This is a genomic window from Bradyrhizobium sp. 31Argb (assembly GCF_043638955.1).
GTDB lineage: Bacteria > Pseudomonadota > Alphaproteobacteria > Rhizobiales > Xanthobacteraceae > Bradyrhizobium.
Genome location: NZ_JBEGDB010000145.1, coordinates 1 through 19,463, shown reverse-complemented (window position 1 = coordinate 19,463; position 19,463 = coordinate 1). Strand labels below are relative to the sequence as shown.

15 protein-coding genes and 1 riboswitch are annotated in these 19,463 nt (G+C 64.1%); of the genes, 4 read left to right on the top strand and 11 right to left on the bottom strand.

The window, feature by feature from the left end:
• The first annotated feature begins 1,875 nt into the window (after window positions 1-1,875).
• On the top strand, window positions 1,876-3,477 hold the full coding sequence (locus tag AAFX91_RS25025; protein ID WP_130584076.1) for a porin: 1,602 nt from the start codon (window positions 1,876-1,878) through the stop codon (window positions 3,475-3,477).
• A 19-nt stretch (window positions 3,478-3,496) separates the two neighbouring features.
• On the opposite strand, the gene AAFX91_RS25020 is transcribed toward AAFX91_RS25025, so the two are convergent.
• From AAFX91_RS25020 to AAFX91_RS24990, 7 genes are all read right to left on the bottom strand, one after another.
• On the bottom strand, window positions 3,497-4,747 hold the full coding sequence (locus AAFX91_RS25020) for a TonB-dependent receptor (RefSeq protein WP_394568343.1): 1,251 nt from the start codon (window positions 4,745-4,747) through the stop codon (window positions 3,497-3,499).
• An 84-nt stretch (window positions 4,748-4,831) separates the two neighbouring features.
• A riboswitch (cobalamin riboswitch) is annotated at window positions 4,832-5,032 on the bottom strand.
• Between the two features lie 26 nt (window positions 5,033-5,058).
• Entirely contained in the window at window positions 5,059-5,877 is an 819-nt protein-coding gene (locus AAFX91_RS25015; RefSeq protein ID WP_130579641.1) for a hypothetical protein, read from the bottom strand.
• On the bottom strand, window positions 5,874-6,782 hold the full coding sequence (locus AAFX91_RS25010) for a CoA transferase subunit A (RefSeq protein ID WP_130579640.1): 909 nt from the start codon (window positions 6,780-6,782) through the stop codon (window positions 5,874-5,876). The genes AAFX91_RS25015 and AAFX91_RS25010 overlap by 4 nt, the downstream gene beginning before the upstream one ends.
• Window positions 6,779-7,792, bottom strand: a complete 1,014-nt coding sequence (locus AAFX91_RS25005) for an ABC transporter permease (RefSeq protein ID WP_130579639.1) — start codon at window positions 7,790-7,792, stop codon at window positions 6,779-6,781. Before AAFX91_RS25005 ends, AAFX91_RS25010 begins: the two co-directional genes overlap by 4 nt.
• A gap of 45 nt (window positions 7,793-7,837) precedes the next feature.
• Window positions 7,838-8,767 (bottom strand): sugar ABC transporter substrate-binding protein, encoded by a 930-nt coding sequence (locus AAFX91_RS25000; RefSeq protein WP_282529793.1) that lies wholly within the window; start codon window positions 8,765-8,767, stop codon window positions 7,838-7,840.
• Between the two features lie 271 nt (window positions 8,768-9,038).
• Entirely contained in the window at window positions 9,039-10,232 is a 1,194-nt protein-coding gene (locus AAFX91_RS24995) for a CaiB/BaiF CoA-transferase family protein (RefSeq protein WP_165421170.1), read from the bottom strand.
• A gap of 1 nt (window position 10,233) precedes the next feature.
• Window positions 10,234-11,712 (bottom strand): FGGY-family carbohydrate kinase, encoded by a 1,479-nt coding sequence (locus AAFX91_RS24990; RefSeq protein ID WP_165421169.1) that lies wholly within the window; start codon window positions 11,710-11,712, stop codon window positions 10,234-10,236.
• A 186-nt stretch (window positions 11,713-11,898) separates the two neighbouring features.
• Between AAFX91_RS24990 and AAFX91_RS24985 the strand changes: the two genes are divergently transcribed.
• Window positions 11,899-13,581, top strand: coding sequence for a thiamine pyrophosphate-binding protein (locus AAFX91_RS24985; RefSeq protein WP_130579635.1), 1,683 nt, complete (start codon window positions 11,899-11,901; stop codon window positions 13,579-13,581).
• 31 nt (window positions 13,582-13,612) lie between these two features.
• On the opposite strand, the gene AAFX91_RS24980 is transcribed toward AAFX91_RS24985, so the two are convergent.
• The 4 genes from AAFX91_RS24980 to AAFX91_RS24965 are packed head-to-tail and all read right to left on the bottom strand — an operon-like array spanning window position 13,613 to window position 16,881.
• Window positions 13,613-14,404 carry a CoA-transferase gene (locus tag AAFX91_RS24980; RefSeq protein ID WP_165421168.1) on the bottom strand — a complete coding sequence of 264 codons (792 nt, stop codon included), beginning with the start codon at window positions 14,402-14,404 and terminating at the stop codon, window positions 13,613-13,615.
• Window positions 14,382-15,155 (bottom strand): CoA-transferase subunit beta, encoded by a 774-nt coding sequence (locus AAFX91_RS24975; RefSeq protein WP_165421167.1) that lies wholly within the window; start codon window positions 15,153-15,155, stop codon window positions 14,382-14,384. Before AAFX91_RS24975 ends, AAFX91_RS24980 begins: the two co-directional genes overlap by 23 nt.
• Window positions 15,148-16,080, bottom strand: a complete 933-nt coding sequence (locus tag AAFX91_RS24970; protein WP_394568338.1) for a CoA transferase subunit A — start codon at window positions 16,078-16,080, stop codon at window positions 15,148-15,150. The genes AAFX91_RS24975 and AAFX91_RS24970 overlap by 8 nt, the downstream gene beginning before the upstream one ends.
• A 24-nt stretch (window positions 16,081-16,104) precedes the next feature.
• Complete coding sequence (locus AAFX91_RS24965) at window positions 16,105-16,881, bottom strand: ATP-binding cassette domain-containing protein (RefSeq protein WP_394568336.1); 777 nt, start codon at window positions 16,879-16,881, stop codon at window positions 16,105-16,107.
• Between the two features lie 221 nt (window positions 16,882-17,102).
• On the opposite strand from AAFX91_RS24965, the gene AAFX91_RS24960 reads away from it, so the two are divergent.
• Together AAFX91_RS24960 and AAFX91_RS24955 are read left to right on the top strand one after the other, a co-directional pair.
• Entirely contained in the window at window positions 17,103-18,158 is a 1,056-nt protein-coding gene (locus AAFX91_RS24960; RefSeq protein WP_130579630.1) for a LacI family DNA-binding transcriptional regulator, read from the top strand.
• 19 nt (window positions 18,159-18,177) lie between these two features.
• Window positions 18,178-19,320 carry a CaiB/BaiF CoA-transferase family protein gene (locus AAFX91_RS24955; protein WP_282529800.1) on the top strand — a complete coding sequence of 381 codons (1,143 nt, stop codon included), beginning with the start codon at window positions 18,178-18,180 and terminating at the stop codon, window positions 19,318-19,320.
• Window positions 19,321-19,463 lie beyond the last annotated feature (143 nt).

Here is a 19,463-nt window from a genome sequence, read left to right as displayed (position 1 = left end):
GACGATCGCGAGCCGCCCCTCATCTTGGGTGAGACGCGCGGAGTTAAATCACTGATTTGCCCGACGGCGAAAGCGGAATATTTTTCGCTGCAAGGGTGGACAGACTTTCGAGTGATTTGCCCGTCGGGTCGTTCTGTCGCGGGCCAAGCATCGAAATCGTCGTTGCGTCCGAAGCGAAGCAGGCCGTAGCGAAAACAGAATGCCGTCTCAGAAGTTCGGCCGAAATTCCCTGCATGTCCGTTTTTGGGCCGCATGCGGACTCATGCAGTGCAGCATCACTCAAACGATGGCAACTGGTTCAGACGACGGCGGTCGCAATAGCTTGCACGGCAAGTGCTTATGCGTTGCCGCTTAGCCGTCTGAGGGTTGCTGATGAACTGAAGCGGATTGAAGCGGAGCAGGGCAGTCCTCGTCGAGGATCTGCCGGACCTGCGTGAGTATCTCGCGCTCGGGGACATTTCGGCTGTCCAAGCGCAAGTGGATGCAGGTGAGACCGATCCTCGCCGAGGGTGTGTTTACCTTCGGAGTCCGTTTCTACGGATGCACGAGTAGTAGGCGTCTGCGCCAACAGCGTTTCCTTTGGCAGTGGCAGCGGGATTAGCAGAAGCATGCCCACTTGGGCTCTTGCCGCCTCATTGGCCTGCCTGAAGCATTCAGCACGTATCGCCCCAGTCCTATCCGTCTGTTGTCCTGTTTGCGCCGATGATGAGGTTGCAAGGAATGGAAGTATGGCGACTGCCAACAGCGTTCGCATGTTCAGCATATTTTTCCTCCTTGAAGACGTTGGATAGCAGCGTAGTGCGGGTCTACAATCCGAAAGGTTTTCAGCTCGCCCGCGCTGGTGCCAAGGCCGCCTGCAATAAAGGGAAGAACGGCAAGAACCACATATCGACGTAGATCAATGGCGCAGACCGGGCGATGGGTCCTGCAACGCTAGCCAAAGTCCCGGCCTTGCTGCATGGCGCACCAATTTGCGCCATACGATGCGGGCGAAGCCAAGGCTGGAGCCGAGCGCGCTGCTACGCGGTACCTTGCAGCGCGAGCACTTGATCTCGAGCCAGCTGTACCTCGCGTTGATCGCCTGGTCGATCGATCGGCCCGCCATAAGCCCACATGCGCCTGTTCGAACTCTCGGCGGCGAGAGCGTCCGCCTCGCGGATTAGCACCTCACCGGCGTCGCGCTTTTCGGCGGCGCGTTCGGCCAAGATCTTGGTCAAACGCCTGCGTCTTCGTCAGCCCCTTTGCGGGCGCTTTACGGTCGCCGCCGGAAAGGGCGTTGGATGATGTTTCGGGGCCGTGCCAGAGACAACAGATCCGTGAACAGGCGTTAACATACAGACGGTTGGCAAGGTTTTGGCGGGTCTGCGAGGCATGGGTCCAGCGCGACCGGCAATCAATGGATCGGCGACTTCAAGGAAGAATGATTCTCCTCGATGATTCTCCTGTGGGGATCATCTCGTGCCATCGTAAACCTCCCCGCGCACGCGCTGTCGAGTTCCCTTCTGGTGAGTGCCTAAATTTCAGTCGGGCGTTGAGGCAAAATAAGCTAATTATTTCAGTGTGTTGGTCGATCACGCCCACTCACAGCGCCGTGATATTTGTGCAACATGCGTCCGAAAAGAAGCGGAGGTACCTGCGGACTCCTCTCTCTTTTGTTGCGCGTTTGGAGACCTTCGTTTCTTATGGAACAGCGACGGAGGGGGGCATCCCGAAGTCGTCCCGTTCTTGGTGGTTCGCTTAAGTCCCTCGCGTTTTCGCGGGAGTCCGAAAGCGCGAAGCGGCTTGACGGGTTTTGGGGGGACTAGGGAATCAGCTTCAGGGTTTTTACCCGGCGGATCCGCAGCTCTTCCTTACAGAGCAACTTGGAGGTTTAACATGAAGATGGTTAAGAGCCTTATCCTCGGCTCAGCGGCGGGTCTGCTCGCCATGGGCGGGGCACAGGCGGCCGATCTTCCCGTCAAGGCCAAAGCGGTCGAGTACGTGAGGATCTGTTCGCTCTACGGCGCCGGTTTCTGGTACATCCCCGGCACCGACACCTGCATGAAGATCGGTGGTTACCTGCGTGTCGACACCACGTTCAACGGCAGCATCTACAATCAGCCGGCGTGGTCGGGCGACCTCGGTCAGCAGAACCGGTATGCCGACTACTTCGCCGCCCGCTCCCGTATGGCGCTGACGGTCGATACCCGCACCGCGACCGAATATGGCGTGGTCCGTACCTTCGCTCAAGCCGACTTCCAGTTCTCGACGCTCGGCGGCAGCACCACCAACCCGAACTCGATCAACGGTTCGCTCCCGGTCGCGGGCTCTCAGTTGCTTGACACTCCCGGCGGCGGCTATGTCGCGGTCGAATTCGTGTTCATCCAGTTCGCGGGCTTCACCTTCGGTAAGTCGGCATCGGCCTACGCGACGCCGTGGCATGGTTATCCGGGCAACAACTCGTCGTTCCTGCTCGGCGGTCATGACACCGTCACCGGCGTGAACAACATCCAGTACACCGCGCAGTTCGGCAACGGCGTGTCGGGCACCATCGGCCTCGATGATCCGACCGTCTTCGACCGCACCGTCGTGGCCAACCTGACCGTGCCGCTCACGTCACAGGGCGCTGTCGCCAACGCCTATGCCGGCGTGCATGCGCCCGACGTCGTCGGTAACATCCGCATCGACCAGGCTTGGGGTCTGTTCCAGATTTCGGCTTCGGCGCATGAAGTCAACGGCTCCTACAATGTCCTGAATACGGTCGGTGCTCCTGCCGGTGCGGTCGGTCTGCCGGGTGCGGCGCCGACCAATCTGTCTGAACTCTCCGGTCACCCCGACACCAAGTGGGGCGGCGCGGTGATGGCTGCGTTGCAGATCAAGAACATCCCGACCGGTCCCGGCGACGACTTCAAGATCGATGCCACCTTTGCCAAGGGTAACACCAAGCAGGTGATCTCGACGTCGTCGACATCGCCTAACCCGTTCTCGATGTTCGGTAGCGGTAATTTCGGTTCCTTCGGGAGCATCGGCTTCGGGGCGGTGACGGACGGAGTATATGCACCGGCTGGCTTGGCGGGTCCGTTGTTTGGTGCTGATGGGAAAATCCATCTGACGACAGCATGGGGCGTCCGTGGTGCGTTCAACCACAACTGGGATCCCTACTGGTCGAGCAGCTTGTTCGGCAGCTACTCCAGCGTGAGCTACGATAACACGGCAAAATTCTTCGTTTGCTCCACCTTCACTGCTGCCCGCCTCACAGCGACCAGTGCCGACTTCAGCTGTAACCCCGACTTCAACGTCTCGCAGCTCGGTACGATCACCCGCTGGACCCCGGTCAAGAACCTGACGTTCTCGGGCGAATTCATGTGGTTCCACCTCGACCAGAAGTTCACTGGCTCTGCTATCCTTACCCCGTCGGCGCCGATGCCGACCGCTCGGTACGACTTCAAGGACCAGGATACGTTCAGCTTGAACGTCCGCGTTCAGCGCAACTTCTGATCCTCGTTTCACACGAAACTTAATCAAGCCCCCCGGCAAGCGATTGCCGGGGGTTCTGTTTGCGCGACAGGGCTTTAGTATGCGGTGCAGTGAGGAGCGCTGCTGACTGAGATAGATCGACATCACGCCAGTGCCGACGGCTGGTCAGGTAGTAGAGTGTGTTCTGGACCTTGACTCCGTCCGCCGCGTCCCACTCGGTCTTGAACTGGCTCCAGTTATCCTGATAGCGGATCGCGCTGTCGAGCACGTTGTAGTTCTTGAACCGCAACGCGTCGTCGATTGCGCCGTTGATCAGCGGTGTGCCGAAATAGCGCGAGGGGCTTCGATTGCCGTAGTCGTTCGAGAGTGTGAAAGCGAGATTTTCGGCGGCCTGGACCCGCACCGCGGCCGAGATCGCCAGATTCGATGTCTCGTCGCGGTCAACCCAACCGTTCGACATGTTGCCGACGGCATTGACGCGATAGGATACGTTCGGATTGATCGGGCCGCCGCTATCCACTGCAATGCGTCGCGTCGTATTGGTATCGAGCGACATCTCGGCATCGTTGTAGGGCGTCGTGACGGGTTTTTTGGGGATCACATTGATGATCCCGCCAATCGCGCCTTCGCCGTACAGAACGGAGGCTGGCCCGCGCATGATCTCGATGCGATCCGCCGACCACGTATCGAATGGAAAGGTCACGGTTCCGGCACCAACATAGAGGCGAGTGCCGTCATAAAGCGTCATCACCGAATTGCTTCCGGTGAAGCCGCGTGTGCTGAACGAGAGGCCGCCATTACCGGGGGCCGGGCTTGCGGTAAAGCCCACTGCGTTCTGGGTGACCGCGTCCGTGATACTATGCTGGCCGCGTTCTGCGATGGTCTGCGAGGTGATCGTTTCGACGCTGGCGGGCGTTTGCAGTGGAGTGAGGTTGAGGCGGCTGCCACTCGCGTTCTGCTTGTTCAGGCTCAGCGTCGGCGATGGCGTGTCGGATGTTGCGATCGAGGGCGCGGCACTGCGTGCCGCTGCGCTCCGGCTCGACTGAGATCGCGCAGGTCGCGCTGCGGAAGTTGAACGCTGATGATTGAGACGCTTTGCCGGAGGCTTTTGCGGCTGGGTAACGCTGACCGGAGGCAAGACATGGGACGAATCAGGCTGCTGGGCCTTTGCAGAACAAGAGTGGAGCAGCACAATTGGGAGAAGGCATCCGAACGCGAGCGCAGCATGACGCTGCCTTGGGATAGTAACGATAGAGAGCACGAGCAGGCCTCGGTATGACGTCAGTGGCACGTCACAGCGAACGAGGTCTCGCTCGAACGTGCCTATGGCACGCTGGGCGAAAGCAATGTCTGTACTCCCCGACCGACATTTTCGCGTGTGACCACGGCTGACGGCAGGTCTCCTGGCTTGCGGGTCCTAACCTTTCGTCGCCTTCCCAGGACCGAGGCTCCCAGTGGCGTATGACGAAAGATTCGCCGCTTACAGTTGCGGGGGCAGCCGTGGCTTAGGGGAGAAGTCCCGCACCACGTTCCCTTTTGATCCCCGTCGAGGGGAACCGTCACTCGTGATCTACGGGGGTGTCTGAGCCGAAGTCAATCCTGTCATTGGGCCGGCATCAGGACACCGCGCGGATCCACGTCGCGGCGGAGGATGTGCAACTCTTCTGCTGTCGGCGCCTCGGTTTCGGGAATCGATGAAAGGTCGCCGAGGTCGAATCCGGTGGCGTCCTGCAGCTCCTGCCGGCTGACACCGCAGTGGATCGAGCGGACCTTCATGTGCCCGGCCTCGCGGTCGAAGTCGAAAAGACATTTGGGGGTGACGACCATGCAGGGGCCGCCCCAGTCAAGGCCGAGCTTCCTGCGCCCGTCGAGCCCTCCCGGGTAGCCGACGCCGGAGACGTAATCGACCTTCTCGACGAAGTTGCGCCGGTCATGGTGTGGCATCATCACATATTCGCGGCGGAACAGCGTCATGTGCTCGGGCTGCAGGATGGGGCCGACGAGGCGAACCTTGGGCCGGTCGTGCGGGCCGACGCAAACACTGTTGATGTTGCCGACGCGGTCCACCTGCACTGCACTGCTGAATCCGAAGCTTACATCGCCGCGTTTGAGCACGAACTGGCCCGGATAGTCGACCATCTGGGACTCGCACGGCAGGTCGCGCAGCATCGCGCTGTGCTCCGAGTCGGGCAGCCGGTCGATCTCGCTGAAGTCCGGGTTGTGGTAGCAGCCGGCGAGCAGGATGGTCAGGTTCGGCGCATGCATGCGCTTGGCGAGCTCCATGGCCGCAAGCGGGATGCCGGTCCCGAACAGGGCCGCCGCGGCGCCCGTGAGGAGACCCGTGAAGCCGACCTCGCGATCGGCAAAGCTGCGCGCCAGCGCGACGGCGAGCGTTTCGTTGAGGGTGGCGGGCGCGGTCATGCAAGGCTTCCGAGATCGGTGAGACGGGAAAGTTGGGCGGCGCCGAGCTTGTCCAGATAAGCGAAATGGTCTGCCGGCCGGCGGACCCAATCATCAAGGTATCCGGCGAAGGTGCCCTCGCTTGCAGAGGCCGCCACATAGGCATCGAGATGGGTATCGTCGGCGAGATATCGCCCCAGCGTAGGCGTCGGATGCGCGCCCCATGGGACCTCCACCACGGCGCTGATCCGATAGGAGGGCAGCTCCACGAAACGGGCATGCCGCTTGATGAAGGATTTCGGTACGATCTTTTCCGCCGTCACGATGACATGCTCGCACGAGCGGGCCATGAGCACGTCGCCGCTCTGCGGCAGCAGCCGCCGCGCCGGCGTTACGATGTTGCCCTGCTCGTCAGCCGCGATGGCGTGGATCACCACCACATCGGGATTTGCCGCCGGGAAAGCGTGCAGCCTGCGGCCGGTGATGGGGCAGGGGAATTCCTTGATCTCGTCGTTGTAGGTGACGACATCATTGCCGCCCAGAAACTTGGCCGGCCAGAAGTCGAAGCCATCCTGGTTGGCGCGGAAGCGGTCCCAGCAGGCCATCTCGGGATAGTCCACGACTTTGAGGCGTCCGCCTTCCACCGCGCGGCGATAGTTGCGTGCCAGGCCATGCTTCTCCAGCCCCACATAAGACGTTTCGACCTTCTTCAGGCAGCCGGCGCCTGCCAGCATGTCGACATCGAAGGAGTGAGCGGATCCGATGATCGTCAGGTCACGCCGGCCCTGGCGGATCAACTCGCGCACGAAGGCCATCGGTTTCTGATAGACGGCGAAGCCGCCGAGGGCGAGCCGGCAACCGTCGGGAACGCGTCCGGCGGCTTCCGCCAAGGTAATCAACTTCGAGGCAAGTGGAGCTTTGCTCATGCGAATCCGTCCGCACGTGTGCGCTGCCGGCGGAGCATGCTCCACCAGACGGCGAGGATGATGACGAGGCCCTGGGCGATCAGGAACACGATGGGGTCGATGCCGGCGAGAACCATGCCGTTGCGCAGCACGGCGACGAACATGACGCCGAGCACAGTGCCGATAAGGCGACCATAACCGCCATTCAGGCTTGTTCCGCCGACGATGACCGCGGCGATCACGTCGAGTTCGACGTGCTCGCCGACGGTGGCGCTGCCCGAGTTCAGCCGCGAGACGAGCATGATGCCGCCGATCGCCGCGAGCACCTGGACAATGATGAACACGGCAATGCGGATGCCTCGCACGGGCACGCCGTAGCGCGAGGCTGTGATCGGGTTGCCGCCGACGGCATAGAGGTGGCGCCCGAAGCGCAGTTGCGATAGCAGCAGCCAACCAAGTCCGATCGTGCCGGCCATGAGAACGACCGGAGTGGGCAGCCCGAGAACGGAGCCATACCATAGACTGTCGAGCGCCTTCGGCATCGGCCCGATGGTGAGGCCGTCGCTGACGTAGAACGCGACGCCGCGCAGCGCCGACAGCAGCCCCAGCGTCGTGATGAAGGACGGGATCGCCCAGAACACGCGCAGCGCCCCGATGAAGGCGCCGATGAGGACTGCAATGCCGACTGCGAGTGCGCTTGCGGTCACGAGCGACCAGCCGAGTTTCACGACCAGGAGCGACATCACGGTTCCGGCAAGGCCGACGGTTGCTCCCACCGACAGGTCGATCTCACCTGCGATGATCACCATCGTCATCCCGACCGCGATCATCGCGACGACCGAAGTCTGGGTGAGAAGCGTCGCGAAATTGGCCACGGTCAGGAAATTCGAAGCCGTCGCCGAGAAGTAGATGATGAGTACCGCCAGCGCGATGCCGACGCCGATCTCGGCGCGCCAGGAGGCCAGGGCCGCCTTTAATCGCGCAGGATTGATGCCTTCGCGAGGTTGGGCGAGCGTGCTGTTCATGGACATGAGTTCTCGCAGGAAGATTCGAGGGGCTCCAAGGAACTTCGCGCCTTAGTTGGACAACGAGCGCACGAGGTCCAGATATTCTTTCACCGGCTGCTGATCGCTCTTGGTGTAGAGCTTCACCGGCACGTTGACGTAGCGGGGCTGATTTTCGCCGCGCTTGGCCTTCACCGCGGTTTCAACCGTCAGATAGCCGATGCGGTAAGGCTGTTGGTCGGCGATCGCTTCCACCGCGCTGGACGGGTCGAGCAGCATCTGGGCAAGATCCTGGCTCATGTCGATACCGTACAGCTTGGTCTGCGTGTTGGCCCGGCGCGCTGCGGCTGCCGCTCCGGCGAGCGTGCCGGCGTTGGAGGCCCAGATGGCCGTGGTGTCAGGCTTGCGGCGGAGGATGTTCTCCAGGCCGTTCGCGCCCTCCTCGGGCGTGGCGCCGCTGACCTCGGCGACGGTCTCGTACTTCAAGCCTTCGAGAGCGGACAGGAAGCCCTGACGGCGGGGCTGCATGTTGGCGTTGATCGGCGGCAGCGTGATGATGCCGATCGAGGGCTGGCCGCCCTTGCTCTCCAGGTACTTGCGCAGCTCCTTGCCGACCGCGGCGGCCAGTTCGTGGCTGTCGACGCCGATCGAGTGGCTGGCGATCGAAGCATCCTCGAGTCTGGTATCGTACTCGACGACCATGATGTTGCGGTCCTTGGCCCGGCGGGCGGACGCGACCGAACCCTGCTTGTCGAGCGGCGGCATGATCAGCACGTCGACTCCACGGGTGACGAAGTCCTCGATCACCTGGCCCTCGGTCGGCAGCTTGCGCTGGTTGAGGCCGAACGTGATCGTCGCGCCGTATTTCGCGGCCGCGTCGCGCATGCCGCGCTCGATCTGCTGCCAGTATTGCGAGTCACGCGCGTAGATGATCGCGCCGATGGTGATCTTGTCCTGTGCCTGTGCAGGCATCGCCGCGGCGGCCGCGGCCAGCGCGAGCATGGGTGCCTTGAGCCAGCGTATAGCGAACATGTAGTCCCTCCCGATAAGGGCCGGCCCTTGGCGGGGGCATCGGCCCAGAACGTTTCCGCCGTAGGGCTGCTACTCCGAAAACGATTTCCGAAAAACGTTTCTGCACACTACTTGATCAGGCCCTCTCGCAAAGGTCAACCGCTAAGACCGCTGTTCCGGGCAGGTCGGCCAGCGCAGCATGGCGCCACGGGGCCGAATGTTTCGTCGGCATCCGAGGTCCAGCGCGGGCGCCGTAAGCCCCTCATCCGATCACGCGCTTTCCGAACAACTCATCGCAGCGTTCTCGGGGCCAGCCGAGCCACTCGGCAGCCACCTCGCTTGTGTGCTCGCCGACGAGAGGGGAAGGTCGGCGCACGGCGCCCGGTGTCTCGCGCAACGTGACCGTGATCCCGTGTGTCGGATATGCGCCGGCGCGTGGATGATCGACCGTCAGGATCTGGTTGCGGGCCTTGAGCTGGGGGTTCTCGACCACGTCTGCCATTGTGGAGACCTTCGCACAGGGCACACCGGCGCGGTCCATGGCCTCGACCACGGCGTCGGCGGTGTGTCTGCTGACCCAGGCCTGGACTTCGGCCTCGATCGCCGATGCGTTCGCCACGCGCGCCTTGACGGTGGCGAAGCGCGGATCCTGCAGCAGGTCCTCGCGTCCCATCGCGGTGACCAGGCGCTGGAACAGCGGATCGGTGCCGGAGGCGATATGCACCCAGGCGCCGTCCGATCCCTTGAAGGTGTTGACTGGTGATGTGTAGCGGTCGCGGTTGCCCTGGCGGCTCATGCTGCGGCCGAGGACAGCCTGCTCCGGGATCGCCGTCATCAGCAGGCTGGCTGCGCTCTCGAGCAACGTGGCCTCGACGAGCTGGCCCTTGCCGGTCTGCTCGCGGGCGGCAAGAGCGGTGAGCGCTCCGATGGTCGCGTAGAGCGCGGTCGTGTAATCCACCACGAAGGTGCCGGCCATGGTTGGCGGCCCGTTCGGGTCGCCGGTGAGCTCCATCAATCCGCTCGTCGCCTGCGCGATCACGTCGAAGCAGGGTCGTTGCGAGAGAGGCCCGGTCTGCCCGAAACCCGAGATGCGCACCATGATGAGCCGCGGGTTGAGCGCGTGCAGCGCCTCCCAGCCGCAGCCCATCTGCTCCATCGTTCCCGGACGGAAGTTTTCGATCAGGATGTCGGCCTTGCCGGCGAGCTCGCGCAGCACCTGCTGGGCCTCAGGCTTGCGGAAATCGAGCGCGAAGCTGCGCTTGTTGCGGTTGTACGTCATGAAATAGACGCTCTCGCCGCCGAGCTTCGGCTCGTTCTCGCGGGTGTCGTCGCCCGAGTCGAGGCGCTCCACCTTGACGACGTCTGCACCGTGATCCGCAAGCTGCATCGCGCAGAACGGGCCGGCGATGAAGCGCGACACATCGAGGACCTTCAATCCCTGTAGCGCACTGAACATGTCAAAGATCTCCTGCTTCCTGAACCGGAAGTCTGTCGAGGTGTTGGCGGTAGGCGAGATACTGCTTCTTGAGATGAGCGTAGGCGGCGATCGCATCGGGCGCCGGTTCGATCTTCTCGCGGATTCGAACCATCGCGGCGCTGGCCGCCCGGAGGTCCGCATGGAGTCCGACGCCGACGGCTGCCAGCATGGCGGCACCGAGCGCGGAAGCCTCGGCGACCTCCGGTACGATGAGCGGCTTGCCGAGCAGGGCGGCACGAATTTCGAGCCACAGCGAAGACTCGGCCCCACCGCCGACGGCGCGGATCTCGCGCACCGGCATGCCCGCGGCCGCCAGCGCATCGAAGACCTCTGCGACCTCAACCGCTACGCCTTCGAGCGCGGCGCGGAACAGGTGTCCACGTCCGTGCTCGAAACTCAGTCGCGTCAGGCCGCCGCGTTCGGTGACGTCCCATCGCGGGGTCCGCGAACCCGCCAGCATGGGTGAAAAGATCAGGCCGTCGCTGCCGGCTGCGATCGCGGCGGCTTCGGCCGTCAGCGTCGGCAAGTCGGCGCCGAGCACGCCGGCAAGCCATGCGACCGCGCCGCCGGTGGCCGCCATGGGACCGCCGACGCACCAGGCTTCTCCAACGGGAAAGCGATTGAGGACGAGGCGGCGATCCGGATCGAAGCACGGCTGGTCGGCGCAAGCGAAGATGACGTCCGTGGTGCCCATGACGTTGACGGCGATGCCGGGCTCGACCATGCCGCCTCCCATTCCGCCCACGGTGCCGTCAGGGCCGCCGACCACCACCGATGTTCCATCCAGCAGCCCGAGAGCACTCGCCGCGTCCCAGGTCAGCCGGCCGGCGACCGCAGTGCCGTCGCGTATCTCGGGAAAAAGGTCGCGCGGCAGCTCCAGCGCTGCGATCAAGTCCTGGCTCCAGGCCCCCCGCCCGACATCGAACAACAGCGAATAGGAAGCGCCCGCAGGGTCGCAGACGGCTTCGCCGCAAAGGCGCATGAGCAGCCAGTCCTTCATGGTCAGCATCAGGCGCGCCTTGGCGAAGACGTTGGCCCGGTGATCGCGGAACCACAGCAGCAGCGGCCCGGTCAGCTCGGGGGCGATCCGGCGACCGGAGATGCCATAGACCGTTGCGGCGCCAAGCCGGTTCTCGATGAGGGCAGCTTCACGCGTCGCGCGCCGGTCCTGCCATGTGCAGATGTGCGCAAGCGGCAGCCCATGCGCGTCCGTGAGCACCATGCCAATCGCGGCAGTGACGCCGATCGCGGCGATGCGCGCCCCATCAACCCGGAGGTCGCGGACCGTTTCGACGACCGCTGCCCATAGCGACGTTGGATCGGCCTCGGCGAACGACGCCTGAAGCGCAACGCTGAAGGGGCGGCTGGCATGGGCAAGCCGCACGCCGGTCGCGTCGAAGAGTGTGGCCCGCGTGCTGCTGGTGCCGGCGTCGATGGCGAGGATCAGGTCACCCCGCATTATGAACCGATCCTGTGAAGGTGATGGCGGCGGGAGAGGCAGGCAAAATTCATGGATCCCGTACGTCGGTTTAGCGTACTGGCATAAAGACACAAAAAACGATTTCCGAAAACGTTTTTTTCTGCTACGCGTCGCTGCCATGGCCAAGGCGGCCGCAGACCTCAAAGACAGTCAGGAGTGCAGCAGATGACGACTTCACAGCCCGCGCGAGCGAAGATCGGAGCCGCACGCGCGGTCATCCAATGCCTCAAGCTCGAGGGCGTGGAATTCATCTTCGGCGTGCCTGGCGGCCAAACGCTCTCGATCATGGACGCGCTCTACGACGAGCCCGGCATCCGTTTCATCACGACGCGCGACGAGCGTGCTGCCGCACACATGGCCGACGCCTACGGTCGCCTGACCGGCAAGCCCGGCGTCTGCCTCGCGACCACCGGCCCCGGGGCCACCAACCTGATTACTGCCGTGGGCGGTGCACACCGCGATTCAAGCCCGGTTGTGGTGATTACCTGCAACAACCGGCGTCGGCATATCGGCCAGGACGATAACCAGGATGCCGATCACATCACGCTGTTTCGGCAGTTCACCAAGCTGAGCCGCTTCGTACCGGACAGCGAGGGCATTCCGCAGGCTGTGCGCGAGGCCTTCCGTGTGGCGACGACCGGCAATCCCGGCCCCGTTCTCCTCGATTTCGCCCGGGATGCGGTTGAGGGCGGCGAGATCGCGTTCGAGCCGATCGAGCCGCAAAATTACCGCTTCAACGAGCGCCCGGTCGCTCCTGAAGCCTCCATCGCGGCGGCTGCCCAGGCGCTGGCCGCCGCCAGGAAACCGGTGCTGTGGCTTGGTCGCGGCGCGATCATCGCGCGGGCCGGCGAGGCCGCGCTGAAGCTGGCCGAACTGCTCGGTGCGCCGATCGTGACGAGCTTCAATGGCATCTCCGCCGTGCCCGGCGACCACGATCTGTGCTTTGGCCCGCGCAGCCGCTTCGGCACCAAGGTTTCCAAGCATCTGTTGCAGGACTCAGATTGCATCCTTGTCGTCGGCAACAGCATGAATGCAGCGTCGACCTCGCGCTGGACGCTGCCGCTCACCCGGAACATCGCGCAGGTGGACCTCGATCCGGCGATCGTCGGTCGCAACTACCCGGTCGCGGTGGGCGTGATCGGCGACGCCGCCGATGCCTTGCGGCGGCTCGCGGCGGCGCTGCAGGGCAAGGTATCGGCCAATGCCGCCGCGCGGGCGGACTGGCTCGCTCAGGCCAGGCGGCTGCGGGAGGATTGGCGCAAGGACGTCTTCGCTCCGGCCTACGCGACGTCGCGGCCGATCAAGCCGCAATGGGTCATGCAGACGCTTGGCGCGGCGATCGACGCGAACACGGTGATCGTTGCCGATGCAGGCAACCCCGGCGTCTGGACGCATATGCTGCCGATCAAGACGCCCGGCGCCTACATGAAGCCGGTCGGCTACGGAAACATGGCCTTCGGTCTGCCGGCTGCGATCGCCGCCAAGCTTGCGGGACCGCGCAAGGACGTCATCGCCGTCGTGGGCGACGGCTCGCTCGGCATGAGCATGGGCGACATGGAGACTGCCGTGCGCGAGAAGGCGCCGTTCACGCTGATCGTGATGAACGACATGGCGTACGGCAACATCAAGCAGGAAGAGCTGCACTTCCACGGCCAGCGCTACATCGGCGTCGATTTCGGCGACGTGGACTATGCAGGCATCGCCAAGTGCATGGGCGGCGACGGTGAGAAGGTTGCCAATCCCGGCGATCTGGCCGACGCGATTGCACGAGGCAAGGCCTCCGGCCGCTTCTACCTGATCGACGTCCGCATCGACGGGAGCGAGAACGTCTGGAAGGATCCGATCTGAGGCCTGCAGCCGGGTGCGGCGGCTTCGCGGATCAGACCCTCAACACCCGGTCGGTCGTGATGCCGAGCAGCCGTCGCGAACCGACGGCATCGAGGGTCGCCCAGTGATCGCCCGGCTTGAAGACATGCTTGTCCAGCCAGGCCCGTAGGGCCTGGTGCGACCGCGTCGCTTCGGCGATTTCCCCAAGCGCTGCGTGGTCCGCTTCGTAGCGGGTGTCGCAGGCGGCGGGATAGGCGCCGTAAGGCGCCTCGACGATGCAGGCGACGGCCTCACCGGACAGGAACGGATCGGTCGGGCGCCGGGCGATCGCTTGAGCGCTGACGACCTGCTCGACGGACACGATCGCTTTTGCGCCTGCCTTCGCGAGCAGCAAGTCCGGGAGTTCGGGCTCCCATTGATCCAGCGCGAAGCGAACGTTGCCGTCCGTATCGGCCCACTGCGCATGCAGGAGCACGAAATCCGGCCGCAATATGCGGAAATGGGAGTCCCACGTGCCCGATGTGGAGGGCAACCCGAGCGCGATGGCGCGGATGCGATCCCGCGTCTCCATGTCATCGGCCGCGATACGCGCGCCGCAACCCGCGGCAATGAGGAGTTCGAGCGCCAGGCCTTTGTCCCAGGACACGAGACGAAGGTCCTTGCGGCCCTGCCGGATGATCTCGCACGCCAGCGCCATTGGTGGTTTGCGCCCTGCGTGACCGCCAAGGGCGACACAGTCGGCGTCACGAATGAGGCCGATTGCATCGGCGAGCGAAACGACTTTGTGTCCGGCGGACATTGGCGGGAATCCTCGGGTGTGCTCAGCGCTCGTCGCGGCCGACATAGACCCCGTCGGGGTCGATGACGTCGCGCAGCAGACGCAGCAGATGAAGATCGGGCTCCGGCTCGATTTCGAGCGTCGGTGCCGCATCGATGGGAAAGGCGATGTGCTCCTGCACCTCGGCAAGCGTAGCGCCGGGATATAGGCGCTCCACGCGCATGCGCCTCGAGGCCGGATCGAAACCAAGGATCGCGCGATCGCTGATCACCCTGACCGGGCCGGCCCCCGGCAAGCCCGCCGCTTCGCGTGCGCCAGGACCGGTGAGGAAACCCGGTGTCGTCAGGTACTGCACCTTCTCGACGAAGCGCTTGCGATCGAGGCGCGCGATCACCACGAAACGCTTCGCCATGCTGGCAATGTCGTTGGCGCCGCCGCTGCCCGGCAGCCGGACCCGCGGCCGGTCGTAGGGCCCGATCACCGTGGAGTTGAGGTTGCCGTAGGGATCGATCTCGGCCGTGCCAAGGAAGCCGATGTCGACCTTCGCCTGCTGCAGCAGGCTGAGGGCATAGAACGTACCGGCGACCTTGGTGGAGCCGTGCACAAGCCGGTAGTCGCCCACGCCGGTAGCGAGATCGACAGGCTGGGGATCGATGATGCCGGACTCGAACACGAGGTTGACGCGCGGCGCGTGCGTCGCCTTGGCGAGATAGGCGGCTACCATGGGCAGGCCGGTCCCGATGAAGGCGGTGTCGCCGTCGCGAATCTCGCGCGAGGCGGCGACGGCCATGTATTCGTCGCGGCTGACGTCAGTCATGGCGGACCTCATGCAGGTAACCCACCGCGGGGTCGACGCGCAGGCGGAGCAGTCGGGATATCGTCAGGGTGTCCAGATAGGCGAAATGGTCGGGCAGGCCATGCACCCAGCGGTCGAGCCAGGCGGCTGTGTCAGTCTCCGAGCGCGACGCTGCGTAGTAGTCGGCAAGGTGAGGGGCGTCATGGTCGTAGTAGCCGTAGACTCCCGTCGGATGGGCGCCGTAGGGCACATGGACCACCATGTCGACCATCAGCGCCGGCAGCAACGTGAGTTCCGGTTGACGGCGGATGACGTCGGTCTCCACGATCTCCTCGACGGTGACGATCACCTGTGCCGCAGTGCGCGCCTGCTCCTCGATCACTGACGTTGTCCCGAATAGCTGCACATTGCCGAGCCGGTCCGCGCGGGCGGCGTGAATGACGGCCACGTCGGGTTTGAGCGGAGAGACCGCGGTGACAACGCCGTTGCCGAAGGGCGAATCCAGGCGCTTCGCCTTGTGCGCCGCCGGCTCGAAACCGGAGACTGCGAGGATATCCGTCCCCGCCATCGCCTTCATGGGCATGAACGGCAAGCCGAGCCCCGCCGCCATCAAGCGCGACACCATGCCGAAATGGCTGTGGTCTTCGACCGCGATGGTGCCGGCCTCCACCGCCTTGGAGAAGCGTTGGCAGCGGCCATAACCCTCGAACATGAAGTTCGAGAAATAGACCTTTTCGAGCATGCCCGCGGCGGCCAGGAACTCGGCGACCCAGCATTCTGCGACGCTCATCAGCGTGAGCTGCGAGCGCCCTTGCCGGACGAGCTCGCGCGTGAAGGCGAGCGGCTGGTGGGAATGTGCGAAGCCGCCTGCGGTCAGCGATGCGCCGCTGGCGACGGATTGCGCGGCCTCGGCCAGCGAGACGAGTTTCGACGGCGTTTGCGCCATTGTTGGGCCTTGTCCGTGAAGCGCTCAGGCCGCCTCGATCCATGTCTGGCGGGCGCCGGTGATCAGCGACACGATATCGTCGCCGTTGACCGAGGCGGTCGGTACATCGCCGACCTTGGTCCCGTGCCGTAGAACCACCACGCGATGGCTCATCTCCATCACCAGCGGCATGTTGTGGCTGATCAGCACGATCGAGATGCCCTGTTCCTGCAGCTTCCGCACGGCGTCCATGGCGCGCTTGGTCTCCTGCACGCCGAGAGCGGCAGTCGGCTCGTCGAGCAGCACGAGCGAGGATTTCCACAGTTTGGTGCGGGCAAGCGCAACGGCCTGGCGCTGGCCCCCGCTGAGGCCGGAAACGTTGGCGTCAGCTCGCGGCACGTTGACAGAAAGGCCCTTCAGCGCATCGTCGGCGGCCGCGCGCATGCTGCGCTTGTCCAGGAAACGCAGCGGGGCGATCCCCCAGGTTCTTTCCCGGCCCAGGAATATGTTGTCGGCGACGCTCAAATTGTCGCAGAGGCCGAGGTCCTGGTACACGGTTTCGATTCCCAGATTCCTTGCCACCTCGGTGGAGGAGATCGCGATGGGGCGGCCGTCGAACAGGATCTCTCCTCCGGTCGGCTGAATGGCGCCGGACAGGATCTTGACGAAAGTGCTCTTGCCCGCGCCATTGTCGCCGACGAGCGCGACGGTCTCGCCTTTGCGGACGCGGAAGTCGACTCCCCGCAGGGCATGCACCGGGCCGTAGGATTTCCTGACGCCACGCGCTTCAAGAAGGGCCGCGCCGCTGGTGCCGGGTGTCATTCGCATCCTCCATCTGGACCTGAACGTGTCGACTTGAAAAAGCCACGAAACGATTTCCGAAAACGTTTCTTGGTTTTGCAAGCTACACGTGCTATGACGCTGTGGTCAACTGCGGACTTAATCTGCTTGCGATGCGCGTTCTCTCAGGGTCTGAATCTGGACGAAGCCCGGCCGGCCGCTATTGGTGCCGAACGGTGCATGGGTGTCGGAGAGCCTGAGACATGAAAGACAAGAAGCGCGTAACGATCAAGGATGTCGCCAACGAGTGCGGTATCGCCCTCTCGACCGTCTCCAACGCGCTGGTTGGCAAGCAGCATGTGAGCGAGGAGACCCGGCGGCTGGTGAAGGAGACCGCCGAGCGTCTCGGCTACCGTGCGTCCGCCGTGGCGCGGGCGTTGCGGATGCAGCGCAGCTTCACCATCGGCGTCTTGATTGCCGACGTCGCCAACCCGGCCTTTCCGGATTTCGTCCGTGGCGTGGAGGACGTGGCGATCCGCGAAAAGTGCAGCCTGCTTCTCTGCAACACGGATGGCGATGAGGAGAAGCAGATCTGGCATATGCGTGCGCTGCTCGACAGCCAGGTCGACGGCATGGTGCTGATCTCCCAATACACGGATACGCCGCGCGTTCGCGAGTTGCTCGACTCGGGGACGCCTTTTGTGCTGGTGCAACGACGCAGTCCGCGCCACGAGGATGACTATGTCGGTTCCGACAATGTCGGCGGAATCACCCAGGCCGTAGATCATCTCGCCAGTCTCGGCCATACCCGCATCGGCTTCGTGCGCGGTCCGATGGACTCCTCGACCGCCGCCGAACGGCTCGAGGCCTACAAGGCCGCGATCCGCCGCCTGAAGCTCGACCGGGACGCCGAACTCATCTTCAACGGCGACTACAACCTGCCGACCGGCTATGACGCCGGCCTGCGCTTGTTGTCTCTGCCCAATCGGCCCACCGCGATCATGGCCAGCAACGATCTGAACGCCATGGGCGTGATCGAGGCGGCCATGGAGCTCGGCATCAAGGTGCCTGCCGACCTTTCGGTTGTCGGTCTCGACGACATCCGGCTCGCTTCCTTCCGTCGCATCGACCTGACCACCATCCACCTGCAGAAGCGCATCATGGGCGCGGCTGCGGCCGAGATGCTGATGAAGCGGATCCGCAACCAGCGTCCGTCGCCGGCACGCGAGCAGATTTTCCCGACGGGACTCGTTGTCCGCGGGTCCACCGCGCGCGCCCCCCATGCGGCGGGCAAAAAGCGCAAGAAAGAAGCCGTATAATTCCAGTCAAGGAGAGGAAATGGCCGGTTCGCTTGAGGGGATCAAGGTCCTCGATTTGTCGCGCTTCATTGCGGGACCCGTTTGCGGAATGCTGCTGGGCGACATGGGCGCCGACGTCGTCAAGGTCGAGCGGGCCGGAAAGGGTGAGGATGCCCGGGCGATCGCGCCAAAGATCGCAGGCGAGAGCCTCTACGTCATGATGTTCAATCGCAACAAGCGCAGCCTTGCGCTCGACTATCGTAGCGCCGAGGGCCAGCAGCTCCTGCGCGACCTCGCCGCCAAGGCGGACATCCTGATCGAGAATTTCCGGCCGGGCACCTTGGAGAAGATGGGATGCAGCTACGAGGAGCTTTCCGCCATCAATCCGCGTCTGATCATGGTGCGCATCTCGGGCTTCGGGCAGACCGGACCGCACGCGCAGCGCCCCTGCTTCGACGTCATCGCGCAGGCCATGAGCGGCCTGATGGAGATCACGGGCGAGGCCGGCGGCAAGCCGGTCCCTTCGGGCGCCTTCGTCGTCGATCAGGTGACCGGCCTCTACGCGACCGTCGGTGCGCTCGGAGCCTTGCAGGCGCGCGAACGGACTGGACGGGGGCAGGTGGTTGACGCAGCACTATTGGACAGCGCGGTGACCCTGCTCCTGACCGCCATTCCCGAATACGCGCTGTTCGGAACGGAGGCCACGCGCAAGGGCGCGCGCGACCGCTATTCGGCGCCGGCCAACAACTATCGTTGCAAGGACGAGCGCTGGATTCACTTCAATGCCGGCAATGACGCGCTCTTTCCCCGCTTGTGCAAGGCCGCCGGTCTCGAGCACCTGCTCTCGGATGATCGGTTTGCCACGCACGCCGGACGTATGGCCAACGCTGACGCGATCGAAACCATCATCGCCGGCTGGATCGCTCAGCACCACTCCGACGACGTGGTCGAGACGCTGGCGCGTGCCGAGGTGCCCTGCGGGAAGGTCGCCACCATTGCCGAAGTGGTCACAAACCCGCAGCTCAAGCATCGCGAGCAGATCGTCGATATCGCTTATCCCGACGGCAATGTGCCGATGCACGGGGTCACCGTGAAGCTCTCGGAGACCGCGAACAGCATCCGCCGGCGGGCGCCGTCGATCGGAGAGCACACCAGCGAGGTGGTGGCGGACTGGCTCGGCTGAAGCGGACGCTTAGACCCGCATCAGCACGCCGCGCGGGTCGATCACCTCGCGCAGCAGGCGCAACTCCTCTAGGCCGTGTGGACAGTTACCTTATCCAGAGCAGAGTGGCGGCAATGGCGACGACGGCGAAGTAGTTTCGCGCG